Annotated in this window: 26 protein-coding genes; 12 read left to right on the top strand and 14 right to left on the bottom strand. The window is 57.3% G+C overall.

What is annotated here, in order from left to right:
• Positions 1–88: 88 nt before the first annotated feature.
• The 3 genes from ACYZT2_RS05680 (at position 89) to cysN (ending at position 3,930) form a co-directional block, all read left to right on the top strand.
• Positions 89–847: a Nif3-like dinuclear metal center hexameric protein gene (locus tag ACYZT2_RS05680; RefSeq protein ID WP_461970817.1), complete on the top strand. Its 759-nt coding sequence runs from the start codon at positions 89–91 to the stop codon at positions 845–847.
• 257 nt (positions 848–1,104) lie between these two features.
• Positions 1,105–2,022, top strand: a complete 918-nt coding sequence (gene cysD, locus ACYZT2_RS05685; protein WP_283182974.1) for a sulfate adenylyltransferase subunit CysD — start codon at positions 1,105–1,107, stop codon at positions 2,020–2,022.
• Between the two features lie 9 nt (positions 2,023–2,031).
• Positions 2,032–3,930 (top strand): sulfate adenylyltransferase subunit CysN, encoded by a 1,899-nt coding sequence (gene cysN, locus ACYZT2_RS05690; protein ID WP_461970820.1) that lies wholly within the window; start codon positions 2,032–2,034, stop codon positions 3,928–3,930.
• Between the two features lie 175 nt (positions 3,931–4,105).
• On the opposite strand, the gene ACYZT2_RS05695 is transcribed toward cysN, so the two are convergent.
• The 3 genes from ACYZT2_RS05695 to ACYZT2_RS05705 form a co-directional block, all read right to left on the bottom strand.
• Positions 4,106–5,011 carry an acyltransferase gene (locus ACYZT2_RS05695; RefSeq protein WP_461970822.1) on the bottom strand — a complete coding sequence of 302 codons (906 nt, stop codon included), beginning with the start codon at positions 5,009–5,011 and terminating at the stop codon, positions 4,106–4,108.
• A complete protein-coding gene (gene pta / locus ACYZT2_RS05700) occupies positions 5,012–7,111 on the bottom strand; it encodes a phosphate acetyltransferase (RefSeq protein ID WP_461970824.1) in 2,100 nt (699 codons plus the stop codon).
• Between the two features lie 74 nt (positions 7,112–7,185).
• On the bottom strand, positions 7,186–7,524 hold the full coding sequence (locus ACYZT2_RS05705) for a DUF3565 domain-containing protein (protein WP_461970826.1): 339 nt from the start codon (positions 7,522–7,524) through the stop codon (positions 7,186–7,188).
• On the opposite strand from ACYZT2_RS05705, the gene ACYZT2_RS05710 reads away from it, so the two are divergent.
• The 3 genes from ACYZT2_RS05710 (at position 7,493) to ACYZT2_RS05720 (ending at position 9,910) form a co-directional block, all read left to right on the top strand.
• Entirely contained in the window at positions 7,493–7,978 is a 486-nt protein-coding gene (locus tag ACYZT2_RS05710) for an FKBP-type peptidyl-prolyl cis-trans isomerase (protein ID WP_007901600.1), read from the top strand. The two genes, ACYZT2_RS05705 and ACYZT2_RS05710, sit on opposite strands and share 32 nt — an antisense overlap.
• 123 nt (positions 7,979–8,101) lie before the next feature.
• Positions 8,102–8,584 (top strand): glutathione peroxidase, encoded by a 483-nt coding sequence (locus tag ACYZT2_RS05715; protein WP_007901603.1) that lies wholly within the window; start codon positions 8,102–8,104, stop codon positions 8,582–8,584.
• 222 nt (positions 8,585–8,806) lie between these two features.
• On the top strand, positions 8,807–9,910 hold the full coding sequence (locus tag ACYZT2_RS05720; protein ID WP_461970828.1) for an NADH:flavin oxidoreductase: 1,104 nt from the start codon (positions 8,807–8,809) through the stop codon (positions 9,908–9,910).
• Positions 9,911–10,022: 112 nt separating this feature from the next.
• On the opposite strand, the gene ACYZT2_RS05725 is transcribed toward ACYZT2_RS05720, so the two are convergent.
• Entirely contained in the window at positions 10,023–11,222 is a 1,200-nt protein-coding gene (locus ACYZT2_RS05725) for a glycosyltransferase family 4 protein (protein WP_461970830.1), read from the bottom strand.
• 298 nt (positions 11,223–11,520) lie between these two features.
• Here ACYZT2_RS05725 and ACYZT2_RS05730 point away from each other — a divergent pair, with 298 nt between their 5' ends.
• The 4 genes from ACYZT2_RS05730 (at position 11,521) to ACYZT2_RS05745 (ending at position 14,833) form a co-directional block, all read left to right on the top strand.
• Positions 11,521–12,324 carry a hypothetical protein gene (locus tag ACYZT2_RS05730; RefSeq protein WP_461970832.1) on the top strand — a complete coding sequence of 268 codons (804 nt, stop codon included), beginning with the start codon at positions 11,521–11,523 and terminating at the stop codon, positions 12,322–12,324.
• Between the two features lie 234 nt (positions 12,325–12,558).
• Positions 12,559–12,978 (top strand): very short patch repair endonuclease, encoded by a 420-nt coding sequence (locus tag ACYZT2_RS05735; protein ID WP_320392214.1) that lies wholly within the window; start codon positions 12,559–12,561, stop codon positions 12,976–12,978.
• The gene (locus tag ACYZT2_RS05740) at positions 12,975–14,186 is read left to right on the top strand and encodes a DNA cytosine methyltransferase (RefSeq protein ID WP_461970835.1); all 1,212 of its coding nucleotides are present in this window, start codon (positions 12,975–12,977) and stop codon (positions 14,184–14,186) included. Before ACYZT2_RS05735 ends, ACYZT2_RS05740 begins: the two co-directional genes overlap by 4 nt.
• The gene (locus ACYZT2_RS05745; RefSeq protein ID WP_461970837.1) at positions 14,183–14,833 is read left to right on the top strand and encodes an Eco29kI family restriction endonuclease; all 651 of its coding nucleotides are present in this window, start codon (positions 14,183–14,185) and stop codon (positions 14,831–14,833) included. The genes ACYZT2_RS05740 and ACYZT2_RS05745 overlap by 4 nt, the downstream gene beginning before the upstream one ends.
• 90 nt (positions 14,834–14,923) lie before the next feature.
• Here ACYZT2_RS05745 and ACYZT2_RS05750 read toward each other — a convergent pair whose 3' ends face one another.
• From ACYZT2_RS05750 to cysZ, 3 genes are all read right to left on the bottom strand, one after another.
• On the bottom strand, positions 14,924–15,820 hold the full coding sequence (locus ACYZT2_RS05750; RefSeq protein WP_461970839.1) for a hypothetical protein: 897 nt from the start codon (positions 15,818–15,820) through the stop codon (positions 14,924–14,926).
• Positions 15,821–16,089: 269 nt separating this feature from the next.
• Positions 16,090–16,590 (bottom strand): recombinase family protein, encoded by a 501-nt coding sequence (locus ACYZT2_RS05755; RefSeq protein ID WP_461970841.1) that lies wholly within the window; start codon positions 16,588–16,590, stop codon positions 16,090–16,092.
• Positions 16,591–16,760: 170 nt separating this feature from the next.
• Complete coding sequence (gene cysZ, locus ACYZT2_RS05760; protein WP_461970843.1) at positions 16,761–17,513, bottom strand: sulfate transporter CysZ; 753 nt, start codon at positions 17,511–17,513, stop codon at positions 16,761–16,763.
• 315 nt (positions 17,514–17,828) lie between these two features.
• Here cysZ and trxB point away from each other — a divergent pair, with 315 nt between their 5' ends.
• On the top strand, positions 17,829–18,785 hold the full coding sequence (gene trxB / locus ACYZT2_RS05765; RefSeq protein ID WP_461970845.1) for a thioredoxin-disulfide reductase: 957 nt from the start codon (positions 17,829–17,831) through the stop codon (positions 18,783–18,785).
• A gap of 187 nt (positions 18,786–18,972) precedes the next feature.
• Here trxB and ACYZT2_RS05770 read toward each other — a convergent pair whose 3' ends face one another.
• From ACYZT2_RS05770 to ACYZT2_RS05800, 7 genes are all read right to left on the bottom strand, one after another.
• A complete protein-coding gene (locus ACYZT2_RS05770; protein WP_461970847.1) occupies positions 18,973–20,223 on the bottom strand; it encodes a 2-aminoadipate transaminase in 1,251 nt (416 codons plus the stop codon).
• A gap of 217 nt (positions 20,224–20,440) precedes the next feature.
• Positions 20,441–20,779 (bottom strand): HopJ type III effector protein, encoded by a 339-nt coding sequence (locus ACYZT2_RS05775; protein ID WP_461970849.1) that lies wholly within the window; start codon positions 20,777–20,779, stop codon positions 20,441–20,443.
• Positions 20,772–21,068 (bottom strand): DUF1244 domain-containing protein, encoded by a 297-nt coding sequence (locus ACYZT2_RS05780; RefSeq protein WP_461970851.1) that lies wholly within the window; start codon positions 21,066–21,068, stop codon positions 20,772–20,774. The genes ACYZT2_RS05775 and ACYZT2_RS05780 overlap by 8 nt, the downstream gene beginning before the upstream one ends.
• A gap of 160 nt (positions 21,069–21,228) precedes the next feature.
• Positions 21,229–21,600: a dihydroneopterin triphosphate 2'-epimerase gene (gene folX / locus ACYZT2_RS05785; RefSeq protein WP_105340102.1), complete on the bottom strand. Its 372-nt coding sequence runs from the start codon at positions 21,598–21,600 to the stop codon at positions 21,229–21,231.
• Positions 21,601–21,602: 2 nt separating this feature from the next.
• A complete protein-coding gene (folE, locus tag ACYZT2_RS05790; protein ID WP_461970853.1) occupies positions 21,603–22,178 on the bottom strand; it encodes a GTP cyclohydrolase I FolE in 576 nt (191 codons plus the stop codon).
• Between the two features lie 22 nt (positions 22,179–22,200).
• On the bottom strand, positions 22,201–22,911 hold the full coding sequence (gene folM / locus ACYZT2_RS05795) for a dihydromonapterin reductase (protein ID WP_461970855.1): 711 nt from the start codon (positions 22,909–22,911) through the stop codon (positions 22,201–22,203).
• A gap of 83 nt (positions 22,912–22,994) precedes the next feature.
• Positions 22,995–23,564: an antibiotic biosynthesis monooxygenase gene (locus ACYZT2_RS05800; RefSeq protein ID WP_461970857.1), complete on the bottom strand. Its 570-nt coding sequence runs from the start codon at positions 23,562–23,564 to the stop codon at positions 22,995–22,997.
• Between the two features lie 197 nt (positions 23,565–23,761).
• Here ACYZT2_RS05800 and ACYZT2_RS05805 point away from each other — a divergent pair, with 197 nt between their 5' ends.
• A complete protein-coding gene (locus tag ACYZT2_RS05805; protein ID WP_461970859.1) occupies positions 23,762–24,721 on the top strand; it encodes a MerR family transcriptional regulator in 960 nt (319 codons plus the stop codon).
• The last annotated feature ends 3 nt before the right edge of the window (positions 24,722–24,724 follow it).

The following is a 24,724-nucleotide window of genomic DNA, read 5'->3' on the forward strand; positions in this document are numbered from 1 at the left end:
GAGGTTGCAGGCGGTGTGAGACCGCCCATAATGTCGCGCATTATACGAGGCCGAGCGTGCCTCTGAACGGGATATTTAGGAGTCTTTTATGGCCGTCGCCCTGAGCACCCTGGTCGAAGAAGCCGACCGCTACCTGGCCAGTTCGAAGATCGCCGATTACTGCCCCAACGGTTTGCAGGTCGAAGGCCGGCCGCAAGTGACGCGCATCGTCAGCGGTGTTACCGCCAGCCAGGCGTTGCTGGACGCGGCGGTGGAGGCCCAGGCTGATCTGGTGCTGGTGCATCACGGCTATTTCTGGAAAGGCGAAAATCCGTGCATCACCGGCATGAAGCAGCGTCGGTTGAAAACCCTGCTCAAGCACGACATCAGCCTGCTGTCCTATCACTTGCCGCTGGATCTGCACCCGGAAGTCGGTAACAACGTGCAGCTTGCCCGGCAACTGGATATCACCGTCGAAGGCCCGCTGGATCCGGACAATCTGAAAGTCGTTGGCCTGGTCGGCTCGTTGAACGAACCGATGACCCCTCGCGATTTTGCCCGTCGCGTGCAGGAGGTCATGGGGCGCGAGCCATTGCTGATCGAAGGCAGCGCGATGATTCGTCGGGTCGGCTGGTGCACCGGTGGCGGCCAGGGTTACATTGATCAGGCGGTGTTGGCGGGCGTCGATCTGTACCTCAGCGGCGAAGCCTCCGAGCAGACGTTCCACAGCGCCCGGGAAAACGACATCAGCTTCATCGCCGCCGGCCACCACGCCACCGAGCGTTATGGTGTGCAGGCTTTGGGCGATTACCTGGCGCGACGTTTTGCCCTCGAGCACATCTTCATCGATTGCCCGAACCCCATCTGATTTCAAAACTGAATGGGGTGGCCCTGTAGGAGCGAGGCTTGCCCGCGAAGAACGATAACGCGGTGTACTTGATGCACCGCGTTATCGTTCTTCGCGGGCAAGCCTCGCTCCTACAAGGGAAGAAGCCCAAACGAGGGGGTATATTCATATACCCTTTCGATCTAGCCAGCGTCCTGATTAGAAGAGGTCGCTGTGCTAGGATTCCTCGCTCGAACACGGCCCGCAGGCCGTCCATAAGATCGTTTTCGTGAGTAGCCATGGTCGACAAACTGACGCATCTGAAACAGCTGGAGGCCGAAAGCATCCACATCATCCGCGAGGTCGCCGCCGAGTTCGATAACCCGGTGATGCTGTACTCCGTCGGTAAAGACTCCGCCGTGATGCTGCACCTGGCACGCAAGGCATTCTTCCCGGGCAAACTGCCGTTCCCGGTGATGCACGTCGACACCCGGTGGAAGTTCAAGGAAATGTACGCGTTCCGCGACCGCATGGTCGAAGAACTCGGCCTGGACCTGATCGTGCACGTGAACCCCGATGGCGTCGCGCAGGGCATCAACCCGCTGACCCACGGCAGCGCCAAGCACACCGACATCATGAAAACCGAAGGCCTCAAGCAAGCCCTCGACAAGTACGGTTTCGATGCCGCTTTCGGTGGTGCCCGTCGCGACGAAGAGAAGTCCCGTGCCAAAGAGCGCGTGTATTCCTTCCGCGACACCAAGCACCGCTGGGACCCGAAAAACCAGCGTCCCGAGTTGTGGAATGTCTACAACGGCAAGGTCAACAAGGGCGAATCGATCCGCGTGTTCCCTTTGTCGAACTGGACCGAACTGGACATCTGGCAGTACATCTACCTCGAAGGCATCCCGATTGTGCCGCTGTATTTCGCCGCCGAGCGCGACGTCATCGAGATGAATGGCACCTGGATCATGATTGACGACGAACGTCTGCTCAATCACCTGAGCGATGAAGACAAGGCGCGCATCGTCAAGAAGAAGGTCCGTTTCCGTACACTCGGCGACTACCCGTTGACCGGTGCGGTCGAGTCCGAGGCCATCAGCCTGACCGACATCATTCAGGAAATGCTCCTGACGCGAACTTCCGAACGCCAGGGCCGAGTCATCGATCACGATGGCGCAGGCTCGATGGAAGAAAAGAAACGTCAGGGTTATTTCTAAGGGGTTGTCATGTCGCATCAATCTGAGTTGATCAGCGAGGACATCCTCGCCTATCTGGGCCAGCACGAACGCAAGGAAATGCTGCGCTTTCTTACCTGTGGCAACGTCGACGACGGCAAGAGCACCCTGATCGGGCGCCTGCTGCACGACTCCAAAATGATCTACGAAGATCACCTGGAAGCCATTACCCGCGACTCGAAAAAAGTCGGCACCACCGGCGATGACATCGACCTGGCATTGCTGGTCGACGGCCTGCAGGCCGAGCGGGAGCAGGGCATCACCATTGATGTCGCCTACCGCTATTTCTCCACCGCCAAGCGCAAATTCATCATCGCCGATACCCCCGGCCATGAGCAGTACACCCGCAACATGGCCACCGGTGCATCCACCTGTGACCTGGCGATCATCCTGGTCGACGCCCGTTACGGCGTGCAGACCCAGACCCGTCGCCACAGCTTTATCGCCTCGTTGCTGGGGATCAAGCACATCGTTGTCGCCATCAACAAGATGGACCTCAACGGCTTCGACGAAAGCGTGTTCGAGTCGATCAAGGCCGATTACCTGAAGTTCGCCGAAGGCATCGCGTTCAAGCCAACCACCATGGCGTTCGTACCGATGTCCGCGCTCAAGGGCGACAACGTCGTGAACAAGTCCGAGCGCTCGCCGTGGTACACCGGCCAGTCGCTGATGGAAATCCTCGAAACCGTCGAAATCGCCAATGACCGTAACTACACCGATTTGCGTTTCCCGGTGCAGTACGTCAACCGTCCGAACCTGAACTTCCGTGGTTTTGCCGGCACCCTGGCCAGCGGCATCGTGCACAAGGGCGACGAAGTCGTTGTGCTGCCGTCGGGCAAGAGCAGCCGCGTGAAATCCATTGTCACCTTCGAAGGGGAGCTGGAGCATGCAGGTCCTGGTCAAGCGGTGACACTGACCATGGAAGACGAAATCGACATCTCCCGCGGTGACTTGCTGGTGCATGCCGACAACCAGCCGCAAGTGACTGACGCCTTCGACGCCATGCTGGTGTGGATGGCCGAAGAGCCGATGCTGCCGGGCAAAAAATACGACATCAAGCGCGCCACGACTTACGTGCCGGGTTCGATCACCAGCATCGTCAATCGCGTGGATGTGAACACCTTGGCCGAAGGGCCGGCCAGCTCACTGCAGCTGAACGAGATCGGTCGGGTCAAGATCAGCCTCGACGCGGCCATCGCGCTGGACGGTTACGACAGCAACCGCACCACTGGTTCGTTCATCGTCATCGATCGACTGACCAACGGCACGGTCGCGGCTGGCATGATCATCGCCCAGCCGTTGAGCCATGGCACCAGCATCCATCATGGCAAACTGGCTCACGTGGCTACCGAAGAACGTGCCCAGCGCTTCGGTCAGCAACCGGCCACCGTGTTGTTCAGCGGCCTGTCGGGCGCTGGCAAAAGCACCCTGGCCTACGCCGTTGAACGCAAGCTGTTCGACCTGGGTCGTGCGGTGTTTGTACTCGATGGCCAAAACCTGCGTCACGACCTGAACAAAGGTCTGCCACAGGATCGTGCCGGGCGTACCGAGAACTGGCGTCGTGCGGCGCACGTTGCGCGTCAGTTCAACGAAGCCGGTCTGCTGACCTTGGCTGCATTCGTTGCGCCAAGTGCTGAAGGCCGTGAGCAGGCCAGGGAACTGATCGGCAAGGAGCGTCTGCTGACGGTCTACGTCCAGGCCTCTCCGACGGTCTGTGCCGAGCGTGATCCGCAGGGGCTGTACGCGGCGGGTGGCGACAACATCCCGGGCGAATCCTTCCCGTACGACGTGCCGCTGAATGCCGATCTGGTGATCGACACCCAGTCGCTGTCGGTGGAAGAAAGCGTCAAGCAAGTGCTGGATCTGCTGCGTAAGCGTGGCGCGATCTAAGCGTTAGCGGCAAATAAAAAACCCGCAGATGAGTGATCGTCTGCGGGTTTTTTTGTGTTCTTTTGATCGTCAAGATCGCAGCCTGCGGCAGCTCCTACACAGACCGTGTTCAACTGCGATTGATCGGGTTCGCACTTTCCCTGTAGGAGCTGCCGAAGGCTGCGATCTTTTGATCTTAGGTCCCCGGATACTCCCGGTGCATCTGCCCCAGCAGCGCATCCTTGTCATTCCACAGTTGATTGATCCAACCCTGAAACTCGAGCCTATACGCCCCATCCTGGTCGTAGTTCTTGCCGACGAACTGCGGTGGAATCTTCAGTTCCTGAAAGTGCACCACCACATCCTTAACATTGCCACACAGCAAATCCCAATAACCCGTCCGCCCGGCCGGATAGTGGATGGTCACGTTGACGATGGCTTCCAGCTGGTCGCCCATGGCATCCAGCACGAAGGCAATACCGCCCGCTTTCGGCTTGAGCAGGTAGCGGAACGGTGAGCTTTGCTGGACGTGTTTACCCTCGGTGAAGCGCGTACCTTCGACGAAGTTGAAAATCCCCACCGGGTTATTGCGGAACTTGTCGCAGGTCTTGCGGGTGGTTTCCAGGTCTTTGCCTTTCTTCTCTGGATACTTTTCCAGATAGGCCTTGGAGTAACGCTTCATGAACGGAAAACCGAGTGCCCACCACGCCAGACCAATCACCGGCACCCAGATCAGTTGCTGTTTGAGGAAGAACTTCAGCGGGCGGATGCGACGGTTGAGCACGTACTGCAACACCATGATGTCGACCCAGCTCTGGTGGTTGCTGGTGATCAGGTAAGAGTGCTGATAGTCCAGCCCTTCCAGCCCGCTGAGCTGCCAGCGCGTGTGCCCGAGCAGGTCCATCCAGGCCTTGTTATTGCTGATCCAGGTTTCGTGGATATGGCCCATCAGCCAATCGGTGAAACGTTGGGCGGCGGGGAAGGGCAGCAGCAGTTTGAAGATCGCCACCACGAACAGCGGCGTGCAGCAGACAATCGTGTTCAGCGCCAACAACAGCGAAGCGATCACGCCGCGCAGGGGGGCAGGTAGAAAATCCAGCATTTAAACATCCATAGGTCGATTGGCAGCCTGGATCGCGGTCAACGCGATGGTGTAGACAATGTCGTCGACCTGCGCGCCGCGCGGCAGGTCGTTCACCGGTTTGCGCAGGCCTTGCAGCATCGGCCCGAGGCTGACGCAGTCGGCGCTGCGCTGCACGGCTTTGTGGGTGGTGTTGCCGGTATTCAGGTCGGGGAACACGAACACCGTGGCACGACCGGCCACCTGACTGTTCGGCGCCAGTTGCTTGGCCACGGTTTCGTTGGCGGCGGCGTCGTACTGCAACGGGCCGTCGATCAACAGCGAGTTTTGCTGTTCGTGGGCGAGCAACGTGGCCTCGCGAACCTTCTCGACTTCTTCACCGCTGGCCGATTCACCGCTGGAGTAGCTGATCATCGCCACGCGCGGAATGATGCCGAACGCCGCTGCCGAATCGGCGCTTTGCAAGGCGATCTCGGCCAGTTCGCTGGCACTCGGGTGCGGGTTCATCACGCAGTCGCCGTAGACCAGCACTTCTTCCGGAAACAGCATGAAGAATACCGAAGACACCAGCGTGCAGCCCGGAGCCGTTTTAATAAGCTGCAGGGCCGGACGGATGGTGTTGGCCGTGGAGTGAATGACCCCGGACACCAACCCGTCGACTTCATCCAGCGCCAGCATCATGGTGCCGATCACCACGGTGTCTTCCAGTTGCTGCTCGGCCATCGGCGCGTTAAGGCTTTTAGTTTTGCGCAGCGCAACCATTGGCTCGACGTAGCGCTCGCGAATCAGGTCCGGGTCGAGGATTTCCAGCCCCGGCGGCAACTCGATGCCTTGGGCGCGGGCGACCGCTTCGACGTCCGCCGGTTTGGCCAGCAACACACAGCGGGCAATGCCGCGCGCCTGACAGATCGCCGCGGCCTGCACGGTCAACGGCTCGCTGCCTTCGGGCAACACGATGCGCTTGTTGGCGGCCTGGGCGCGCTGGATCAGTTGATAACGGAACACCGCTGGCGACAGGCGCATTTCCCGTGGCGTGCCGCAGCGTTGGTGCAGCCAGTTGGCGTCGAGGTGGCTGGCGACGAAATCGGTGATGATTTCCGCACGTTCGCGGTCGTCGATCGGGATTTCCTTGTTCAAACCGTTCAACTGGTTGGCGGTATCGTAAGAACCAGTGCTGACCGACAACACCGGCAAGCCGGCCTGCAAGGCGCCACGGCACAGATCCATGATGCGCGGGTCGGGCAGGGTGTCGCTGGTCAGCAACAGGCCGGCCAGGGGCACGCCGTTCATCGCCGCGAGGCTGACGGCGAGGATGATGTCATCGCGATCGCCGGGGGTCACCACCAGCACGCCGGGCTTGAGCAGCTCCACGGTGTTGCGCATGGTACGGGCGCAGATAATGATTTTGGTCATGCGCCGGGTTTCGTAGTCGCCGGCGTTGAGCACCTGGGCGCCCATCAGGTCGGCCACATCGCGGGTGCGCGGTGCGTTCAGTTCCGGTTGATACGGGATGCAGCCGAGCAGGCGGAAGTCGCCACTGCGCAGCAATGGCGAGTGCTCCTTCAGGCGCGAGGCGAAGGCCTCCATGCTTTCGTCGGTCTTGACCTTGTTGAGGATCACGCCCAGGACTTTCGGGTCTTTCGGCCCGCCGAACAATTGCGCCTGCAACTCCACCCGGCCGGACAACTCGGTCAGCACTTCGTTTTCCGGTGCCGAGACCAGAATCACCTCGGCGTCGAGGCTCTTGGCCAAATGCAGGTTGACCCGCGCCGCGTAACTGGCGCTGCGGGTCGGGACCATGCCTTCGACGATCAGCACGTCCTTGCCGACAGCGGCTTGCTGATAAAGGGTGATGATTTCTTCGAGCAGTTCGTCCAGCTGACCGTCGCCGAGCATCCGCTCGACATGGGCCAGGCCCAGCGGCTGAGGCGGTTTCAAACCGTGGGTGCGGGCCACCAGTTCGGTGGAGCGTTCAGGACCCGTGTCGCCCGGGTGCGGTTGGGCAATCGGTTTGAAAAAGCCGACTTTGAGACCGGCCCGCTCAAGCGTACGCACCAGCCCGAGGCTGATGGAGGTCAGACCCACACCGAAATCGGTGGGCGCGATAAAAAAAGTTTGCATGCGGATTCTCTAGAGGTGCATGTGGGCAGCCGTGGCCGCCAGGCGATCATCTATAGCTGACGATCTACCGAATTTCAGTGGTCAAGGTTATCGCTAACCGAGCCTTGTGCGCACCATCCGCAATCAAAGGGCTGGCCTATTTTTTCATTGCGCAGCGAAGGGTCCAGCACCCAGGCCCGGGATTGCCACGGTGGCTGGTGCCGCAGGTGTTGGGTATGGCCGCAGGAAAGCTCGGCTACCCAGTGGCCATCCTCGTCCTGATGAAACCCTGTGACGGTCGAGGCTTGCGTCCCGCCCCGTCTGTCCGGGTTGTGTTCGCTTTCGGGCGATTGCTTCGCTAAACTTGGTCTTTCTATATTCTTATGCAAAAGGTCTCGCCCCATGCTGATCGCCGCCAATAAGGCTGTCTCCATCGACTATACCCTGACCAACGACGCTGGTGAGGTCATCGACAGCTCCGCCGGCGGCGCGCCGCTGGTCTACCTGCAAGGCGCAGGTAACATTATTCCAGGCCTGGAAAAGGCCCTGGAAGGCAAAGCAGTCGGTGACGAACTGACTGTCGCTGTAGAACCTGAAGACGCCTACGGCGAATACGCTGCCGAACTGGTCAGCACTTTGAGCCGCAGCATGTTCGAAGGCGTTGACGAGCTGGAAGTGGGCATGCAGTTCCACGCTTCCGCGCCGGACGGTCAGATGCAGATCGTCACCATTCGCGATCTGGACGGCGACGATGTCACCGTTGATGGCAACCACCCGTTGGCCGGTCAGCGCCTGAACTTCCAGGTCAAGATCATTGATATCCGTGACGCCAGCCAGGAAGAAATCGCTCATGGTCACGTCCATGGCGAAGGTGGCCATCACCACTGATTTTCTGCGCTAAGCTCAGAGAGCTGGAAAGGCGCCCGAGGGCGCCTTTTTAGTCCGCGGCTGTCCCGGGTGGACACCGCCAAGTGGCTGTTTTGAGAAGAACACAGGAATTTGGAGTTCGTCATGAGTGCTTTTCACGACCTTAAACTGACAGCCCTGGATGGTCAGGAGCTACCTCTGGCGCCCTTCAAGGGGCGTGTCGTGCTGGTGGTCAACGTCGCCTCCAAGTGTGGTTTGACCCCACAGTACGCGGCGCTGGAAAACCTCTACCAGCAATACAAAGACAAGGGTTTCAGTGTGCTGGGCTTGCCGTGCAACCAGTTTGCGGGGCAGGAACCGGGCACCGAGCAGGAGATCCAGGCGTTCTGCAGCCTCAACTATGGCGTGACCTTTCCGTTGTCCAGCAAGCTGGAAGTCAACGGTCATGAGCGCCATCAGTTGTACCGTTTGCTGGCGGGCGAGGGCGCGGAATTCCCGGGCGACATTACCTGGAACTTCGAGAAATTCCTGCTGGGCAAGGATGGTCGCGTGCTGGCGCGGTTCTCGCCTCGAACGGCACCGGATGATCATTCTGTCATCCAGGCGATCGAAAAAGCGCTGAGCTAAGAAGAAAGATCAAAAGATCGCAGCCTCGTTTCACTCGACAGCTCCTACACAGCCACGCGGTTCATGTAGGAGCTGTCGAGTGAAACGAGGCTGCGATCTTTTTGTTTCTGCCTTTTAACCCCTAATCACCCAAATCAATAGTGCTGTGCATCGCTTGCCGCTCCGCATATTATCGCCGTCATAAAATATTTGTCCGTCGATACCGTTTCCGTGGAGCGTCCCATGCCTGTCAAAGCCCTGTTCAAGCCTTTTCACCTAGGCGCTCTCGAGTTGCCGACCCGCGTCGTCATGGCGCCGATGACCCGCTCGTTTTCGCCGGGCGGCGTGCCCAATTCCAAAGTGATCGAGTACTACCGTCGTCGCGCCGCCGCCGGGGTTGGGCTGATCATCACCGAAGGCACCACCGTCGGTCACAAGGCCTCCAACGGCTACCCGAACGTGCCGCACTTCTATGGTGAGGCGGCATTGGCCGGCTGGAAGACAGTCGTCGATGCGGTGCATGCCGAGGGCGGCAAGATTGTTCCGCAACTGTGGCATGTGGGCAGCGTGCGCCGCATCGGCACCGAGCCGGACGCTAGCGTGCCGGGTTACGGTCCTTCGGAAAAATTGAAGGATGGTCAGGTCGTGGTTCACGGCATGACCCAACAGGATATCCAGGACGTGATTGCCGCGTTCGCCCAAGCCGCCAAAGACGCTCAGAGCATCGGCATGGACGGCGTGGAAATCCATGGTGCCCATGGTTATCTGGTGGACCAGTTCTTCTGGGAAGGCAGCAACCAGCGCACTGACGAATACGGTGGCAGCCTGGCGAACCGTTCGCGCTTCGCCATCGAACTGATTCAAGCGGTGCGTGCAGCGGTCGGTGAGGGTTTCCCGATCATCTTCCGTTTCTCCCAGTGGAAGCAGCAGGACTACACCGCGCGTTTGGTGCAAACCCCGGAAGCCTTGGGCGAATTCCTCAAGCCATTGTCCGACGCCGGCGTGGACATTTTCCACTGCTCGACGCGGCGTTTCTGGGAACCTGAGTTCGACGGTTCCGAGCTGAACCTGGCCGGCTGGGCTCGCAAGCTCACCGGCAAGCCAACCATCACCGTCGGCAGCGTCGGCCTGGACGGCGAGTTCCTGCAGTTCATGGTCAACACCGACAAGATCGCCCAACCGGCCAGTCTGGAAAAACTGCTGGAGCGTTTGAACAACGATGAGTTCGATCTGGTGGCCGTGGGCCGTGCATTGCTGGTGGACCCGGACTGGGCGCAGAAAGTGCGGGACGGTCGTGAGGAAGACATCCTGCCGTTCAGCCGTGAGGCGTTGATGACGCTGGTTTAAGCGGCATCCGGGCGGGCATCTTCGCGGGCAAGCCTCGCTCCAGGTTAGTGTCGGTCACGCCATTTTGACCCGACACAAACCCTGTAGGAGCAAGGCTTGCCCGCGAAGCTTTTCAAGGCAAGGTCTGTGCATCAGGAACCACCTGCTCCCCAACACAAGCCCCGCGCAACTGTCCTTCAAACTGCTCGATAATCGCCGCCCACCCCTGACGACTCGCATGCTGGCGCGCATTTAGCCGCACGCAGCGCAAGGTTTCGCGCTCCTCCAGCAGCCAGCGTGCCGCATCGCAGAACGCCTCTTCATCCCCGGGCATGGCCAGTACGCCGTTGTAGCCATGGCGAATATGTTGGGCCGCCGCAGCCTGATCGTACGCCACCACCCCCAGCCCCGAGGCCAACGCCTCAAGCACCACATTGCCGAAGGTCTCGGTCAGGCTTGGAAACAGAAACACATCCCCCGACGCATAGTGACTGGCCAAGGCTTCACCGCGTTGTGAGCCACAGAAAATCGCTTCGGGCAATTCCTTTTCCAGCATCGATCGTTGCGGACCGTCACCGACCACAATCAATTTCATTTTCCGCTGTGGATAAGTCAGTTTCAGCGTGTCGAAACACCGCTTGAGCAAGCCAAGATTTTTCTCTGGCGCCAGGCGTCCTACGTGGATGAAGGCAATATCGTCCTCGGCCAGTCCCCATTGCTCACGCAGCGGCTTCAGCCGTTTGGCCGGATGAAACAACTGGCTGTCGACGCCTCGAGAGAGCAGCGCCAGGCGCTCGAAGCTGCGGCGCTCCAGTTCCAGTCGCTGGCTGGCGCTGGGCACCAGGGTCAAGGTCGAGCGATTGTGAAACCAGCGCAGGTAGTGGGTCAGCAAGCGCGTCAGCAGCCCGAGGCCGTACTGGCTGGAGTACTGCTGAAAATTGGTATGAAAGCCGCTGACCACCGAAATCCCCAAACGCCGTGCCGCGCGCAACGCGGACAACCCCAGCGGTCCTTCGGTGGCGATGTACAACACATCCGGGCGATGGCGTTTCCAGCGCCGCAGCAACTTGTGCATCGACGACTGACCCCATTGCAGGCCGGGATAACCCGGCAGCGGCCAGCCTCGACACAACAGCAACTCATCATTACTGCCCATGAGTGGGTCGCCACCCTGACGTGGTCGCACCAACTCGACCTGATGCCCGCGCGCGCGCAAACCATCGAACAAGCGGCCAAGGGTATTGGCCACGCCGTTGATTTCCGGAGGGAAGGTTTCGGTGATCAGGGTGATATGCAGAGTTGTCGTCATGACCTCAGTGTCGGCTGAGGCCATGTCGTCATTGTGACGGTGGGATGATGGATTTGTGACGCGATTAACGGCGTTCTGCCACCAGATTCTCCGCGCCACGCTCGCGCACCCAGAACAGCGTTGCACCGGCCACTGCCGCCGAGATTCACAATGACTTTGCAGTTTTTTTTGATGCGTGAGGTTAGCAGGAATACAAGAGGATTTAGGGGGGCATTTAGGTGACGTCAAAATGTATTGCGCTTGAATTGAATAAGTGATCCTATTGAGCTATCACTGTTTTTTTAAACAGTATCTATCGACCGTGAAGCTCAGTGAGGTGCTAATGCAAGAAATTGTGGAATTGATCAAAGATGCAACGATGCAGGCGTGGATTTGGGGGCCATTGATGGGCGTGGTCTTTGGAGCTTTGTTTGCCGGAGTTACAAATCCTCCTACTGTAAATCAGCCTGTCACGGTGCTTCAGACAACACAAAATTTCATAACCACCAATGTGGTCGTGAAACAGCAAAATGGCGGGAGCAATAGCGACAGCGGCGGAGCTGTGGTCATTCTGATAGCATTAGTGCTAGGAGTGATCTTCCTGGTTTGGCAATACGCCATCCATTTCGAGCTTATCCATCATTACCTTTGGGTGCTGTTGTCGTCTGTACTGTCTTTCAGCCTTGCAGCAGCCCTGATGTCGCTGGCTAAAGGACAATTCACATCCAGCAGTTGGAGCGTGTACATCGCCGCTCCCATGGCCATTCTTGCCGGTTGTGGTGTTCTGCTGAACCTAGCAAAAGCTTCCTTTGACCCGAAGTTCACTCAACTAGCTTCCCAGCTCAAATTCACCGACTTTTACATGAAGAGCCTGTCGGATTATGAGCGGTCCCTAGTGATCTGCCAGATGACAGGCATGACTCTGATTCTTTTTGTACTAGTTTGTACCGGTATTGCGCTGCTTCACTACTTGGCGCTGATGAACCAGCGTGGCTATGGTCCCCTGAGAGGTTTCTGGATCTTTCTGACCAGAATCACTATGTTTTTTTCGGGAAGGTCATGGTTTTTCCTTCTTGTAGGTTTCCTAGTGCTGAGCTATTTGCTGATTGAGCCGGGCTCGATCCCTACTTGGATGACTCAACAGTAGCTCCGTTAGCGAAGGTAGCTTCTTGCGCGGGGCGCAGGTATGAGGTGTCTACGATGGTTCATACCTTTCGTGAGATTGCTGTGGGGGGCGTGAGCTTCATCGAGGTTCTAGCGTGTTGTATGAAGCCCCGCAAGTACATGCGGTTGGTGTCATTTCATCGCCTGATCGCGTGCTGCATAGCTTCCCGTTCGGAGCATTTGGTAATGAATGAATTCCCTGTGACTGGTAAGATTCGTGGACACGCTGACCCCTTCTGACCGAAGCCTTCGTATGGCGAAGGTGAGGTCAAAGGGCACCAAGCCAGAAATGGTGGTGCGTCGGTTACTTTTTTCGATGGGATACCGCTATCGGCTTCACGACCGTGGCCTTCCAGGTAGCCCGGACATCATCTTCAAGGGCAAGAAGAAAGTCATTTTTGTCCACGGATGCTTTTGGCACCGACATGATGGCTGTCCACTCGCAAGATTACCTAAGTCTCGGTTGGACTTCTGGATTCCAAAATTGGAAGGCAACAGAGACCGCGATACACGCACGCTGCATCAGCTAAAGTCACTGGGATGGGAAGTTCTTGTGATTTGGGAATGCGAGCTTAAAGATTTGAATTCACTAGAGAAAATGCTGAATGGCTTTCTTGGTCGGGGGAACACGCAATGAAATCCGTTGAGCTATTCGCGGGTGCGGGCGGCCTTGCTATGGGGTGTGAAATAGCTGGATTTTCACATCTGGCTGTCGTCGAGTGGGATAAGTGGGCTTGCGATACCGTTCGCGAAAACCAGAAGCGTGGCTACCCCTTGGTGCAGCACTGGAAACTACACGAAGGTGATGTACGTGGTTTCGACTGGAGCAGTGTTCCAGAAGGCATTGAGCTGCTCGCTGGTGGTCCTCCGTGCCAACCGTTCTCCATTGGCGGTAAACATGGGGCGTACGATGACAGTCGTGACATGTTCCCCGCGACTGTTGAAATCATCCGCACATTGAAGCCAAAAGCGTTCATCGTAGAAAACGTAAAGGGGCTGACACGGGCTGCTTTCGCAAATTACTACCAGTACATTTTGCTCCAACTTGAGTTCCCAGAATTACCACGTCGAAAGGACGAGGGCTGGCATGATCATTTGATGCGTCTGCAAGCCGAGCGCACCTCGGGTAAGCGCAAAGGTAAAGGTCATACCTACAACGTGGTACCAACCCTTGTGAACGCTGCTGATTATGGCGTGCCACAGAAACGGGAGCGGGTCTTCATCGTTGGTTTTAGGGATGACCTCGGAGTTGAATGGTCCTTCCCGGAAGAAACTCACAGTTACGATGCCTTGCTGCACTCACAGTGGGTTACCGGTGAATACTGGACTCGGCATGGTCTCAAAATGCCAGAAATTCCTACCAAACTTTTGTCACGTGTCCGTAAGCTGAAGAGCGACCTGTTTCCCATGGATAAAGCGCCATGGCGAACGGTTCGTGATGCTATTGCTGATCTTCCTGATCCTGAAACCAAGGCAGCACTGAAAGTGCCTAACCATACGTTTCAGGGCGGTGCTCGCTCATACCCTGGTCACACGGGTAGCCCGTTGGATTTACCAGCCAAAACTCTGAAAGCTGGTGACCATGGCGTGCCGGGCGGCGAAAACATGCTAGTCAAGGCAAATGGCGATGTGCGTTATTTCACTGTTCGTGAAAGCGCTCGCATTCAAACCTTCCCAGACGGTTTCCGGTTCCATGGAAGTTGGTCCGAAACGATGCGACAGCTTGGTAATGCGGTACCGGTATTACTGGCGCAGCACGTGGCTTCGAGTGTTGCGGAAAAATTGGCAATTGCTGAAATCATCCGCATTCAGAAAACCGTCAAGAAGGTGGTAAACGTCGCATGACGGGCAAAGTCATTCCATTCAATCCGTTGGATAAGAAAAACCTAGGTGCCAGCGTTGCAGAAGCGTTGCTGTCCAAGGAGGTTCACCCACTCAGCGCGTTACCTGCGTTTGATGGGGCAGGTGTGTACGCGATTTACTACACCGGTGACTTTCCTGCATATGCGCGTTTAGCGTCATTGAATCAAAGTGGACAGTTCATGCTGCCGATTTATGTAGGCAAGGCTGTTCCTGCCGGTGCCCGAATGGGCGGCGATTTAGGTTCATCACCGGGAAAGGTTCTTCAAAAGCGGTTGAAGGAACATGCCGACAGCATTCGTGCGGCTGAGAACCTGAATATCGATGATTTCCATTGCCGCTTTTTGGTCGTGGACGACATTTGGATTCCGTTGGGTGAATCGCTAATTATCGCGAGATTTACACCCGTGTGGAATTCGCTAATTGATGGTTTTGGTAATCACAATCCTGGCAAGGGGCGTCATGCAGGAATGCGTCCGCGCTGGGACGTACTGCATCCAGGTCGATCGTGGGCAATGAGTCTTGCTGAGCGACCAGAGAAAGCGAAGGACATTGCTGACGACGCTGCGACTTATCTTCGTGAGCGAGCACCAAGTCTCTCGACCCAGTTCATCAAAGCGGAAGGTGAATAGCTTTCAAAAAATGGGGGCAAAGGTGCGCACATAATGGATGCCGACATTATGTGGCCTTTGCATAACTTCCCTTTGACCGGGACGATTGGCTCACCTTTGGGGGTGTCCAATCCAGTGGCGTGACTTGGCTTTATTATGGCTCTTTCCCTGACGTGAAGTGTTTGTCGCTCTTTGCTCCCATACTGCTGGTAACTGAAGCGTTTGAATGAGCGTAGGAGTATGTACTTCGCCAGTACCCATGAATACGTGAGCAGGCTTCCATTCATTTAGTAAGCTGTCCACGATGCGTGCCGCCTGGGTTCGCACACTGGGTCGGGGCTTCAGTTCGATGGGATCATCTATTCCATCGCTTGTGTAGTGTAGGTATTGACCGTTACACAAATGAAGGCTGCCCGTGAATAGCGTCACGTCGCCTAAGCTGAAATCGAAAGCGAGCGATGCCCTATTCGGGTTAATGTAGATTGAACAAATGGATTTAGTTTTCCAATCGGGATTCGTAAGTCGCGAGGCTACGGCGGACTTAATTGTGAGGCTAGAACCCCGTCCGCAACAAGAGCAATGTTCCACTGGCTGTGGCTCGTCGATTAGCGCTAGTTTAATATTTTTCCCTATTCGTGATACTTCGTTAATGACCTCATCTGTCAACTGATCAAGGGTTCCATCACGAAGATGGAAAGCCCTGACGAACTCAATTCTTTCGTCATTCCATTGCATTACCAGTTCTATCGAATGAATGAGTTCGAAGGTTCCGTATGCGGTGATGGTGGCAAGTATTTCAGGGTCTGGTTTTCTTGCTTCACATATAAATGCCTCCCAAGAAGCCTTATAGGAAAGTAGTTTGGCACTGTCCAGTTCAAGGTGCTTAGATGTCGGCGTATATTTGGATGGTCGGTGATGCAGATCATGATGTTCAACACAGAGAACCGCCATGTTCACGTCAACCGTGTTAGACGGATCACCGTCGATGTGATGCAGGTTTAGACCCATGCCATACCTTTTGCAGACACAGCAACGATTAGCGTTTGCTTCCAGCAGGCGGCGTTCTTGCGAAGGAGTGGGGCGTTTTCGAGACATTTTAGGAAGGCTATCGTTTGAGTTGAGCTGAACGCCTAGGCCCGTCGAGGGGTGTAGGCTCGTACGGCCAGTTACTTGTGCAACTAGCCCTGGAATTCATAGTGTTTCACCAAGGGGACCCAGAATGGGGTGTAGGCCGAAAATAGGGTGGTGATGAAATTACCCCCCCCGGCGGCATCCTACTAGATTGTATTCCAGTGGCGTTTCACGGTTGCAATGCCAATCCCTAACTCTGATGCGACTTGGGTCTGTATGTATCCCTGGCTCTTCAGCTTTTTAACGCTTTCGGTCGTTTTCACCGCAACCGGGCGACCTAGCTTCTTTCCTTCTGCTTTCGCACGTTTTAAACCTTGCTGGGTGCGTTCGATTAGCAGATCACGCTCAAACTCCGCGACTGCCCCAAGGACTTGCATTGTCATCTTCCCGGCCGCAGAGGTTAGATCAACGCCACCCAAGGCCAAACAGTGCACTCGGATATCATCGTTTGCCAATTTCTCAACCGTGAGACGTACGTCCATTGCATTTCGACCCAAGCGGTCTAGCTTGGTAACGATCAAAACGTCACCCGATTCCATTCGGTCACGTAGCTTTTGAAACCCCGGGCGTTCTGACGCAGCAATGCTGCCTGAAATAGTTTCTTCGACCACTCGGTTTGATTGGATATCAAAACCCGCAGATTTCACTTCTTGCCCCCGATCACCTGTCGGATGTCATCCGGCACCCTCCGCCGTAGGTAATAGACGGAATGGTTGTGCTATCAGTGCCATGTGTACCAGCCTTGTGGATCAGTGGGCTGGGAACGGGCAGTTCAAGCGTGACAGGCGAGCGAGGTTTTCCTGTCAGATCATGAGGCTCAGCGCTCTGCCACCAGATTCTCCGCGCCACGCTCACGTACCCAGAACAGCGTTGCACCGGCCACTGCCGCCGGCATCATCAGAATGTTGACCACCGGAATCAGCAACACCAGATACACGCTGCCGCCGAAGCCGAGGCTCTGCCAGCGCTTCTGCCGCAGCCAGGCGAGCATTTCGTTCCAGCCGAGTTTGTGGTTATCCGCCGGGTAGTCGATGTACTGGATCGCCATCATCCATACCCCGAACAACAGCCACAGCGGCGCGGCGATGATGTTGACCACCGGGATGAACGACAGGATGAACAGCCCGATGGCCCTGGGCAGGAAGTAGCCGAGTTTGCGCATTTCCCGGGACAGGGTGCGAGGGATCATGGCGATCAGTTCACCCCAGCTGAAGGCCGGGAAGTCGTCGGTGCCGCGCACCACCACTTCGACTTTCTCCGCGAGGAAGCCATTGAACGGCGCGGCAATGATGTTGGCGAGCATGGTGAAGGTGAAGAACACCATGAACACCACCAACACGACAAAAATCGGCCAGAGGACGTAGCTGAGGAAGCTCAGCCAATCGGGCAGGGACGGCATCAGCGCATCGACCCACATACTGAACTGATGGCCGGCCAGATAGATCAATCCGACGAACAGCACCAGGTTGATCGCCAGCGGCAACAACACGAACAAGCGCAGGCTTGGGCTCAGGACCAGCTTGAGGCCCTCGCGCAGGTATTGCGGGCCAGACAGAACGGGGGCGGGCATAACGTGCTCCGAGCAAAGGGTAAGCGCGCCGACCTTACCGGCTTTGCCTGACAGGCGAAAGCGCGCTAGCGGCATCGACATTAACTGTAACAAAGGCGTCTATATATTCACCTCGATGGGATAGAGACCGCCTATGAGCTGGATTGTTAAACCGTATTTCCTTAATCTTCGCCCCCTCGATACGCTGCACCCATTCTTTTTACAGGACTGTCGAGTTCAAGCCTTCCCCAAGTGCTTTCAACGGTCCTTTTTTATTCCCGCCGGCAATCCGGCGTTCCGCGCCCAGTGTTTCGGGCCGGTCAACAGGAGCAGGTCATGTCTGAAGTTCGTCATTCGCGAGTGATTATTCTCGGTTCCGGCCCTGCCGGTTACAGCGCCGCGGTCTATGCCGCCCGTGCCAACCTCAAGCCACTGCTGATCACTGGCATGCAGGCTGGCGGTCAACTGACCACCACCACCGAAGTCGACAACTGGCCGGGCGACGTCCACGGCCTGACCGGCCCGGCGCTGATGGAGCGGATGAAAGAGCACGCCGAGCGCTTTGAAACCGAGATCGTGTTCGATCACATCAATGCCGTGGACTTCGCCGCCAAGCCGTACACCCTGATTGGCGACAGCGCGACTTACACCTGCGACGCACTGATCATCGCCACCGGCGCCAGCGCCCGTTACCTGGGCCTGCCATCGGAAGAAACGTTCATGGGCAAAGGCGTTTCGGCCTGCGCGACCTGCGACGGTTTCTTCTATCGCAACAAGCCAGTGGCTGTGGTCGGTGGCGGTAATACTGCTGTGGAAGAAGCCCTGTACCTGGCCAACATCGCCAGCACCGTAACCCTGATCCACCGTCGCGAAACCTTCCGCGCCGAAAAGATCCTGATCGACAAGCTGAATGCACGGGTTGCCGAAGGCAAGATCGTCCTGAAGCTGAACTCGAACCTGGACGAAGTCTTGGGCGACAACATGGGCGTGACCGGTGCCCGTCTGAAGAATAACGACGGCAGCTTCGACGAGTTGAAAGTCGACGGCGTGTTCATCGCCATCGGCCACACCCCGAACACGTCGTTGTTCGAAGGCCAGTTGACGTTGAAAGACGGCTACCTGGTTGTGCAGGGCGGCCGTGACGGCAACGCCACTGCAACCAACCTCGAAGGCATCTTTGCCGCCGGTGACGTGGCTGACCACGTTTACCGTCAGGCCATCACCTCGGCCGGCGCCGGTTGCATGGCGGCACTGGATGCCGAGCGCTACCTCGACGATCTGCAGAACGCTTGATGCTGATTCTGTTGAAATAAAAAAACCGGCTTCGGCCGGTTTTTTTGTGCGTGCGAATTATTGCCGATCAAAATACCTGTGGGAGCGAGCCTGCTCGCGATAGCGGTGTATCAGTCGACATCAAGATTGAATGGTAAATCGCTATCGCGAGCAGGCTGCTCCCACATGGACTGTGTGGACTTTGGGATCAAGCCAATTTCTTCAGGCACGCCTCAAGGATATCCAGCCCTTCCTCCAGCACGGCGGCCTCAGTGGTCAATGGCGCCAGCAGACGAATGATGTGTCGCGACTTGCCGCTGGGCATCAGCAACAAGCCCGAGTCGCGCGCGAGAGCCAGCAGTTGTGTCAATTGCGCCGAGGCCGGTGTGCCGTCAGCATTGCTCAGCTCAATGCCGCGCATTGCACCAACGCCGCTCAAGCGGCCCAGATACGGTGACAGTTCGCGGGCTCGCCAGGATTCGTAGCGGCTGACAATCGCCTCTTCCTGTTGCGTGCCCCAGGCTTGCAGATGCGCGTCACTCATTTCGTCCAAAGTCGCCAACGCGGCGGCGCAGGCGATGGGGTTGCCCGAATAGGTTCCGCCCAATCCGCCCTTGGGCAAGTTATCGAGTAGCGACTTGCGCCCGACAACCGCCCCCAGCGGCACGCCGCCGGCAATGCTTTTGCCCAGCAGGATCAGGTCCGGCTCAATGCCCAGTCGCGAGAACGCAAACCGCTGGCCGGTACGACCGAAGCCGGACTGGATTTCATCGGCGATCAGCAGGATGCCTTTGTCATCACAGAAACGTCGCAGCGCCTGGGCAAACTCCACGTCCATTGCCAGGAAGCCCGCTTCGCCCTGCACCGGTTCGACGATAAAACAGGCCACGTCATCAACGTCGATCTCGACACTGAACAGCCGCTCCATCGCCTTCAGAGCCTCGGCGCAGGTCACGTCATTGTCTTTGCTGGGGAAGGGCAGGTGAAACACCGGCCCCGGTAGCACACCGACTTTCTGCTTGTAGGGCGCGACTTTGCCGTTGAGGTTGAGGGTGGCGAGTGTGCGACCGTGGAAGGCGCCGTCGAAGGCGATGACTGCCGTGCGACCGGTGGCGCCACGGACGATTTTCAGGGCGTTTTCCGCAGCTTCCGCACCGCTGTTGGTGAGCATGCCGCTGACCGGGTAATCCACCGGGATAAACGCCGTCAGGCGTTCCATGAGTTCGAGGTAAGGCACATGCGGTGCGGCGTTGAACGCGTAGTGGGTCAGCCGGGTGGCCTGTTCGCAAATGGCCTGAACGATCCGCGGATGGCAATGGCCGAGATTCAGTACACCGATGCCGCCGACGAAGTCGATGTAGCGTTTGCCATCGGTGTCCCAGACCTCGGCATTTTTGCCGTGGCTGAGCGTGACGGGATGAACGATGTTGATTGACCGACTGATGTTTTCGCTGCTCATGGATACCGGACTCAGAAGAAGGGTTTCTTCTTTTTATCTAAGCCGCGAGCAGCGGTGCCCGGCAAACGAAATAAAGTCGCCGGGTCAATCTTAAAAGTCGGGATGTGCGGTGGAAGGTCAAAAGATCGCAGCCTCGTTTCACTCGACAGCTCACAGAGACCGTATTTCCCTGTAGGAGCTGTCGAGTGAAACGAGGCTGCGATCTTTTGATGTTGAATCAGCGGCGAGTCAGCGGCTGCTGAGTGAACTTCACACCGGCCAAACCATGCGCAATCAGCGCGCGGATATTGCCGTGGTCGCTGCCTTCAGGCGTGGCCACCACCGAGCGGTAATGCTCGCCAAATGCCAACAGCGCTTCTTCGTCGCTCAGACCTTCCAGCAATGCCAGACCCAGGGTCTTGCACGAACCTTCGTTCTGCCCGGCGGCGTTTTCCACACCGCCGTTATTGAACGACCGGGGCTGATAGTCGTAACCGGCGGCGATGAAGGCCAAGGTATCGGCGAAAGCGTGTTCGCCGCTCTTTAGGCTGGCGCGCAGGGTGTTCAGATCACTCATTGGGTTTTCCTTTGGCGAACGCCGCTTGCTGGTCGGCGCTGGCTTCTTTCTGGTATCGGGCTTTCCACTCGGCGTACGGCATGCCGTAAACCACTTCGCGGGCTTCGTCGAGGCTGACGTCGATCTGGCGTTCATCGGCAGCGGCCTTGTACCACTTGGACAGGCAGTTGCGGCAGAAACCCGAGAGGTTCATCAGGTCGATGTTCTGCACGTCCTTGCGGCTGTCCAGGTGGGTAACCAGCCGGCGAAAGGCGGCGGCTTCAAGTTCCAGGCGTTGTTGATCGTTCATGGGGGTCTCTGCGAGACAGCTTTGAGCAGCAAGCTTCAAGCTGCAAGATGGGTTGCGGTGCCCTTTAGCTTACCGCTTGAAGCTTGAAGCTTGAAGCTTGAAGCTTGAAGCTTGAAGCTTGAAGCTTGAAGCTTGAAGCTTGAAGCTTGAAGCTTGAAGCTTAGCGGCTTGCCGCGAGCGTAATCGATACCGACTCGGCGAAGCGCAAGGCGTGGGGCTTGTCGACTTCGACTTCGGCGTACAGCACCGACTCGTTAGCCATGACCAGATCCAGCAACTCCTGGGTCAGGCGCTCGAGCAGGGCAAAGCGATTGCCCTCCACATGGGCGATGATCGCCTTGGTGATGGTGCGGTAATTCAACGCGTGATCGATATCGTTGTCGCGCACGGCATCCTGGGCGGCATACAGAATGGTCAGGTTGATCAGCACATCCTGCTTGTTGAGGATTTCGTCCTCGTTGATCCCGATGAACGTTCGCAAACACAGATCCTTGACCCGGATGCGTGCCATTCCTGGTTGAAGTTGTGGCATTGCTACTTGCTCCGTCCAATCAATTGCAGGAACTCCTGGCGGGTATTACTCGACTCGCGGAAGGCGCCGAGCATCACCGAGGTGTTCATGGTCGAATTCTGTTTCTCGACGCCGCGCATCATCATGCACATATGCTGGGCTTCGATGACCACCGCGACACCGGCGGCGTCGGTCACTTGCTGCACGGCGTCGGCGATTTGCCGGGTGAGGTTTTCCTGGATTTGCAGTCGGCGGGCGAACATATCCACAAGCCGCGCAATCTTCGACAGGCCCAGCACCTTGCCTGTCGGAATATAAGCCACATGGGCCTTGCCGATGAAGGGCAGCATGTGATGTTCACAGAGCGAGTACAGCTCAATGTTGTCGACAATGATCATTTCATCGTTGTCGGAGGCAAACAGCGCGCCGTTGACGATTTCTTCGACACTTTGTTCGTAACCATGACACAGGTATCGCATTGCCTTGGCGGCGCGAACCGGGGTGTCTTGCAGTCCTTCGCGGTCGGGGTTTTCACCGAGGCCGATCAGGATCTCGCGATAGCTCTCGGACAGGGAGTTGTGTGGCGGGAATAACGTCATGGGACATCCTCGCGGGAGCGGCTTATTTGACGTGCCGTCCGCCGTTGACGGTCAGGGTCGTGCCGGTGACATAAGGGTTGTCGAGCAAATAGCGCAGGCTCTGGTAGATCACTTCGCTGCCGGGTTCGATGCCCAGTGCCGATTTGGCCAGAACCTTGGCGCGGTACGCCGCGTCGTCGTCGGGATTGAACATTAGCAGGGCTGGGGCGATACCGTTGACCTTGATGCCAGGCGCGTACTTCGCGGCAAAGGACAGGGTCAGGCTGTCGAGCCCGGCTTTGCTGGCGCAGTAGCCGATGTGCTTGCTGCTGCCCCTGCGGGTCACATCATCGCTGATGTGCACGATGTCGGCGGGGCTCGAGCGTTTGAGCAAATCGGCACAGTGCAGGTTGATCAGGTAAGGCGTCAGCATGTGCACGTTGAACATGCGAGTGAAGGCTGCAGCTTCGCAGCCCGGGGTTTCTGCCTGCCATTCGGAAGCGTTATGGACAATCGCCCGCAGGCTGTCGGTGAGGTTTTTCAGCTCGCCGATGAACGCAAGGATACCGGCCTCGCTGGAAAAGTCCGCAAACACCGCGGTCGCCCCCAGATCGCGCAGGGTTTGCACACCTGGGCGCTCGTTGCGATAACTGAAAATGACTGGATGGCCGTCTTCGAGCAAACGCTGCGCACAGTGCAGGCCGACACGCTGGCCGGCACCGGTGATGAGGATTGGGGCTGCGGTAGAGGTCATGAACGGCTCGCGTCGCGGTAAGAGCAAAACTATACCAGCGACGAGAGTTGTTCACCTACGTCCTGCGAGTGGCGTCAAAGCGGTTATTGACTTTGGGTGGTGGGTGCTGCGGGCAACGGACGCGCAGCTGAGGTATGCAGCCACCCGGCCAGCAGACGCGTCGACAGCGGAATGAAGAAATACACCATCAATGGCGTCAGGCACAGGGTGCTGACAAACACGCGGGTCAACAAACCCGTTTCAGCCAGTAGCGGCCCCAATACAAAGTTGAACAGCACGGACACCGGGAAGAACGCCAACCAGATGGCCACAGCCTGTTTCCAGCGTGGCGGACGTTGACCAACCGCACCGAACCAGCCGTCGATGCCACTGACCCGATGTTCCAGGGGGTTGGCAAACAGATCACTGCCGCGTCCCAGCCAGGCAGTGCGCGACGCGGAATGCTCCCAGGCGTGCATTGTCGGCTCGTCGGCGAAGCGGAAGATGATCTGGAATTCGTCATCGTCGGGCGGCGGAGCGAGCACGCCAGAGCCCAGGTAACCGGGGAAGTCGGTGGCCAGTTGTTCGCCTTCGCGCAACCAGGCCATGAGGTCCTGATAACGCCCATCGGCAACGCGGCGCGCAACCATCAGCGTGACGGGTGAGGTAGACATTATGTATCTCCAAATTACAATGCATCCGCTCCGGATAGGAGCTTCGCTGAGCACAGCGCTGGGATAGGTGGGCTGCGTCTGGGAACAAGCAAGGATTATACCTGGGACTTCAGTGCCAAACCTTCAACGACGTGTTGAATACTACGGGTGCAACAGCGTTAGAATGGATCCAATTTTACACATGGACGTAATTCTTAATGCCTGTGCTGACCGATCTTGCACCTGGCTTGCCCTCCATTACCTCCCTGATTCGAGAAGAACTGTTTCCGATTCGGGAGGTATCGCGCCTGACAGGGGTCAACCCGGTCACGCTACGCGCGTGGGAGCGGCGTTATGGTTTGATACAACCCACTCGCACCGAAAGTGGGCACCGTTTGTACTCAATGGCAGATGTCGAACGCGTTCGCAGCATCGTTGGCTGGATCGAGCGCGGTGTCGCGGTCAGCAAGGTCAGCAAGATATTGGCCAAGACCGAACCGCTCAAAGTATTGGCGCAGATCATCCCCAGTGATCTCGTTCAGGTCGACTACGACCAATGGCAGCAGCAGGTCCAGACCGCGGTGAGTGCTTTTGACGAAGTTCAACTGGAGCACGCCTACGGTCAGATTTTTTCCAGTTACCCGCTGACCGTGGTGTTTCAGGACATTCTGATTCCGATCTGGAAGTTAATGCTACAACGCCATGAAGCGTTCGGTCAGACCAGCGAGTGGCTTTTTCTGGATGGTTTTCTACGTGCTCGAGTGTTGCAACGCTTGCTGCTGGTGCGAGTCATGCAACCTCGACGAGTGATTGTTTGCGCCTTGGCCGACCAATGTCGTGAACTCGAAGTACTGCTCACGGCGCTGTATCTGAGCAGTGTCGATTCGGCTATTCAGTTATTGGCGATCGGTCAGCCCTTCGACGAGTTGATTCTGATCTGTGAAAGTATCAAGCCCAAGGCATTGGTGCTGGTTTCCAGTCACGCACCGGCCTGCGAACTGCCTAGACGTTTGAAACGATTGGCCATGAGCCTGGATTGTCAGGTGTTGCTGGCCGGGGATGCATCGGACCTGGCACAGGAGAGCCTGGCCGGATCATCAATCGGTTGTCTGGGTAACGAGGGAGTGTTAATGCGCCAGCGTCTGAAGCAGTTCCTGGCGGGAAACCTGGATACCTGAGAT

The organism is Pseudomonas sp. MDT1-85 (genome assembly GCF_054898065.1).

Bases quoted from the DNA above. Each gene is read 5' to 3' on its own strand.
- ACYZT2_RS05680 (WP_461970817.1), top strand. From the start codon at position 89: ATGGCCGTCGCCCTGAGCACCCTGGTCGAAGAAGCCGACCGCTACCTG.
- cysD (WP_283182974.1), top strand. From the start codon at position 1,105: ATGGTCGACAAACTGACGCATCTGAAACAGCTGGAGGCCGAAAGCATC.
- cysN (WP_461970820.1), top strand. From the start codon at position 2,032: ATGTCGCATCAATCTGAGTTGATCAGCGAGGACATCCTCGCCTATCTG.
- ACYZT2_RS05695 (WP_461970822.1), bottom strand. From the start codon at position 5,011: ATGCTGGATTTTCTACCTGCCCCCCTGCGCGGCGTGATCGCTTCGCTG.
- pta (WP_461970824.1), bottom strand. From the start codon at position 7,111: ATGCAAACTTTTTTTATCGCGCCCACCGATTTCGGTGTGGGTCTGACC.
- ACYZT2_RS05710 (WP_007901600.1), top strand. From the start codon at position 7,493: ATGCTGATCGCCGCCAATAAGGCTGTCTCCATCGACTATACCCTGACC.
- ACYZT2_RS05705 (WP_461970826.1), bottom strand. From the start codon at position 7,524: ATGGAGACAGCCTTATTGGCGGCGATCAGCATGGGGCGAGACCTTTTG.
- ACYZT2_RS05715 (WP_007901603.1), top strand. From the start codon at position 8,102: ATGAGTGCTTTTCACGACCTTAAACTGACAGCCCTGGATGGTCAGGAG.
- ACYZT2_RS05720 (WP_461970828.1), top strand. From the start codon at position 8,807: ATGCCTGTCAAAGCCCTGTTCAAGCCTTTTCACCTAGGCGCTCTCGAG.
- ACYZT2_RS05725 (WP_461970830.1), bottom strand. From the start codon at position 11,222: ATGGCCTCAGCCGACACTGAGGTCATGACGACAACTCTGCATATCACC.
- ACYZT2_RS05730 (WP_461970832.1), top strand. From the start codon at position 11,521: ATGCAAGAAATTGTGGAATTGATCAAAGATGCAACGATGCAGGCGTGG.
- ACYZT2_RS05740 (WP_461970835.1), top strand. From the start codon at position 12,975: ATGAAATCCGTTGAGCTATTCGCGGGTGCGGGCGGCCTTGCTATGGGG.
- ACYZT2_RS05745 (WP_461970837.1), top strand. From the start codon at position 14,183: ATGACGGGCAAAGTCATTCCATTCAATCCGTTGGATAAGAAAAACCTA.
- ACYZT2_RS05750 (WP_461970839.1), bottom strand. From the start codon at position 15,820: ATGGGTCTAAACCTGCATCACATCGACGGTGATCCGTCTAACACGGTT.
- cysZ (WP_461970843.1), bottom strand. From the start codon at position 17,513: ATGCCCGCCCCCGTTCTGTCTGGCCCGCAATACCTGCGCGAGGGCCTC.
- trxB (WP_461970845.1), top strand. From the start codon at position 17,829: ATGTCTGAAGTTCGTCATTCGCGAGTGATTATTCTCGGTTCCGGCCCT.
- ACYZT2_RS05770 (WP_461970847.1), bottom strand. From the start codon at position 20,223: ATGAGCAGCGAAAACATCAGTCGGTCAATCAACATCGTTCATCCCGTC.
- ACYZT2_RS05775 (WP_461970849.1), bottom strand. From the start codon at position 20,779: ATGAGTGATCTGAACACCCTGCGCGCCAGCCTAAAGAGCGGCGAACAC.
- ACYZT2_RS05780 (WP_461970851.1), bottom strand. From the start codon at position 21,068: ATGAACGATCAACAACGCCTGGAACTTGAAGCCGCCGCCTTTCGCCGG.
- folX (WP_105340102.1), bottom strand. From the start codon at position 21,600: ATGCCACAACTTCAACCAGGAATGGCACGCATCCGGGTCAAGGATCTG.
- folE (WP_461970853.1), bottom strand. From the start codon at position 22,178: ATGACGTTATTCCCGCCACACAACTCCCTGTCCGAGAGCTATCGCGAG.
- folM (WP_461970855.1), bottom strand. From the start codon at position 22,911: ATGACCTCTACCGCAGCCCCAATCCTCATCACCGGTGCCGGCCAGCGT.
- ACYZT2_RS05800 (WP_461970857.1), bottom strand. From the start codon at position 23,564: ATGTCTACCTCACCCGTCACGCTGATGGTTGCGCGCCGCGTTGCCGAT.
- ACYZT2_RS05805 (WP_461970859.1), top strand. From the start codon at position 23,762: ATGCCTGTGCTGACCGATCTTGCACCTGGCTTGCCCTCCATTACCTCC.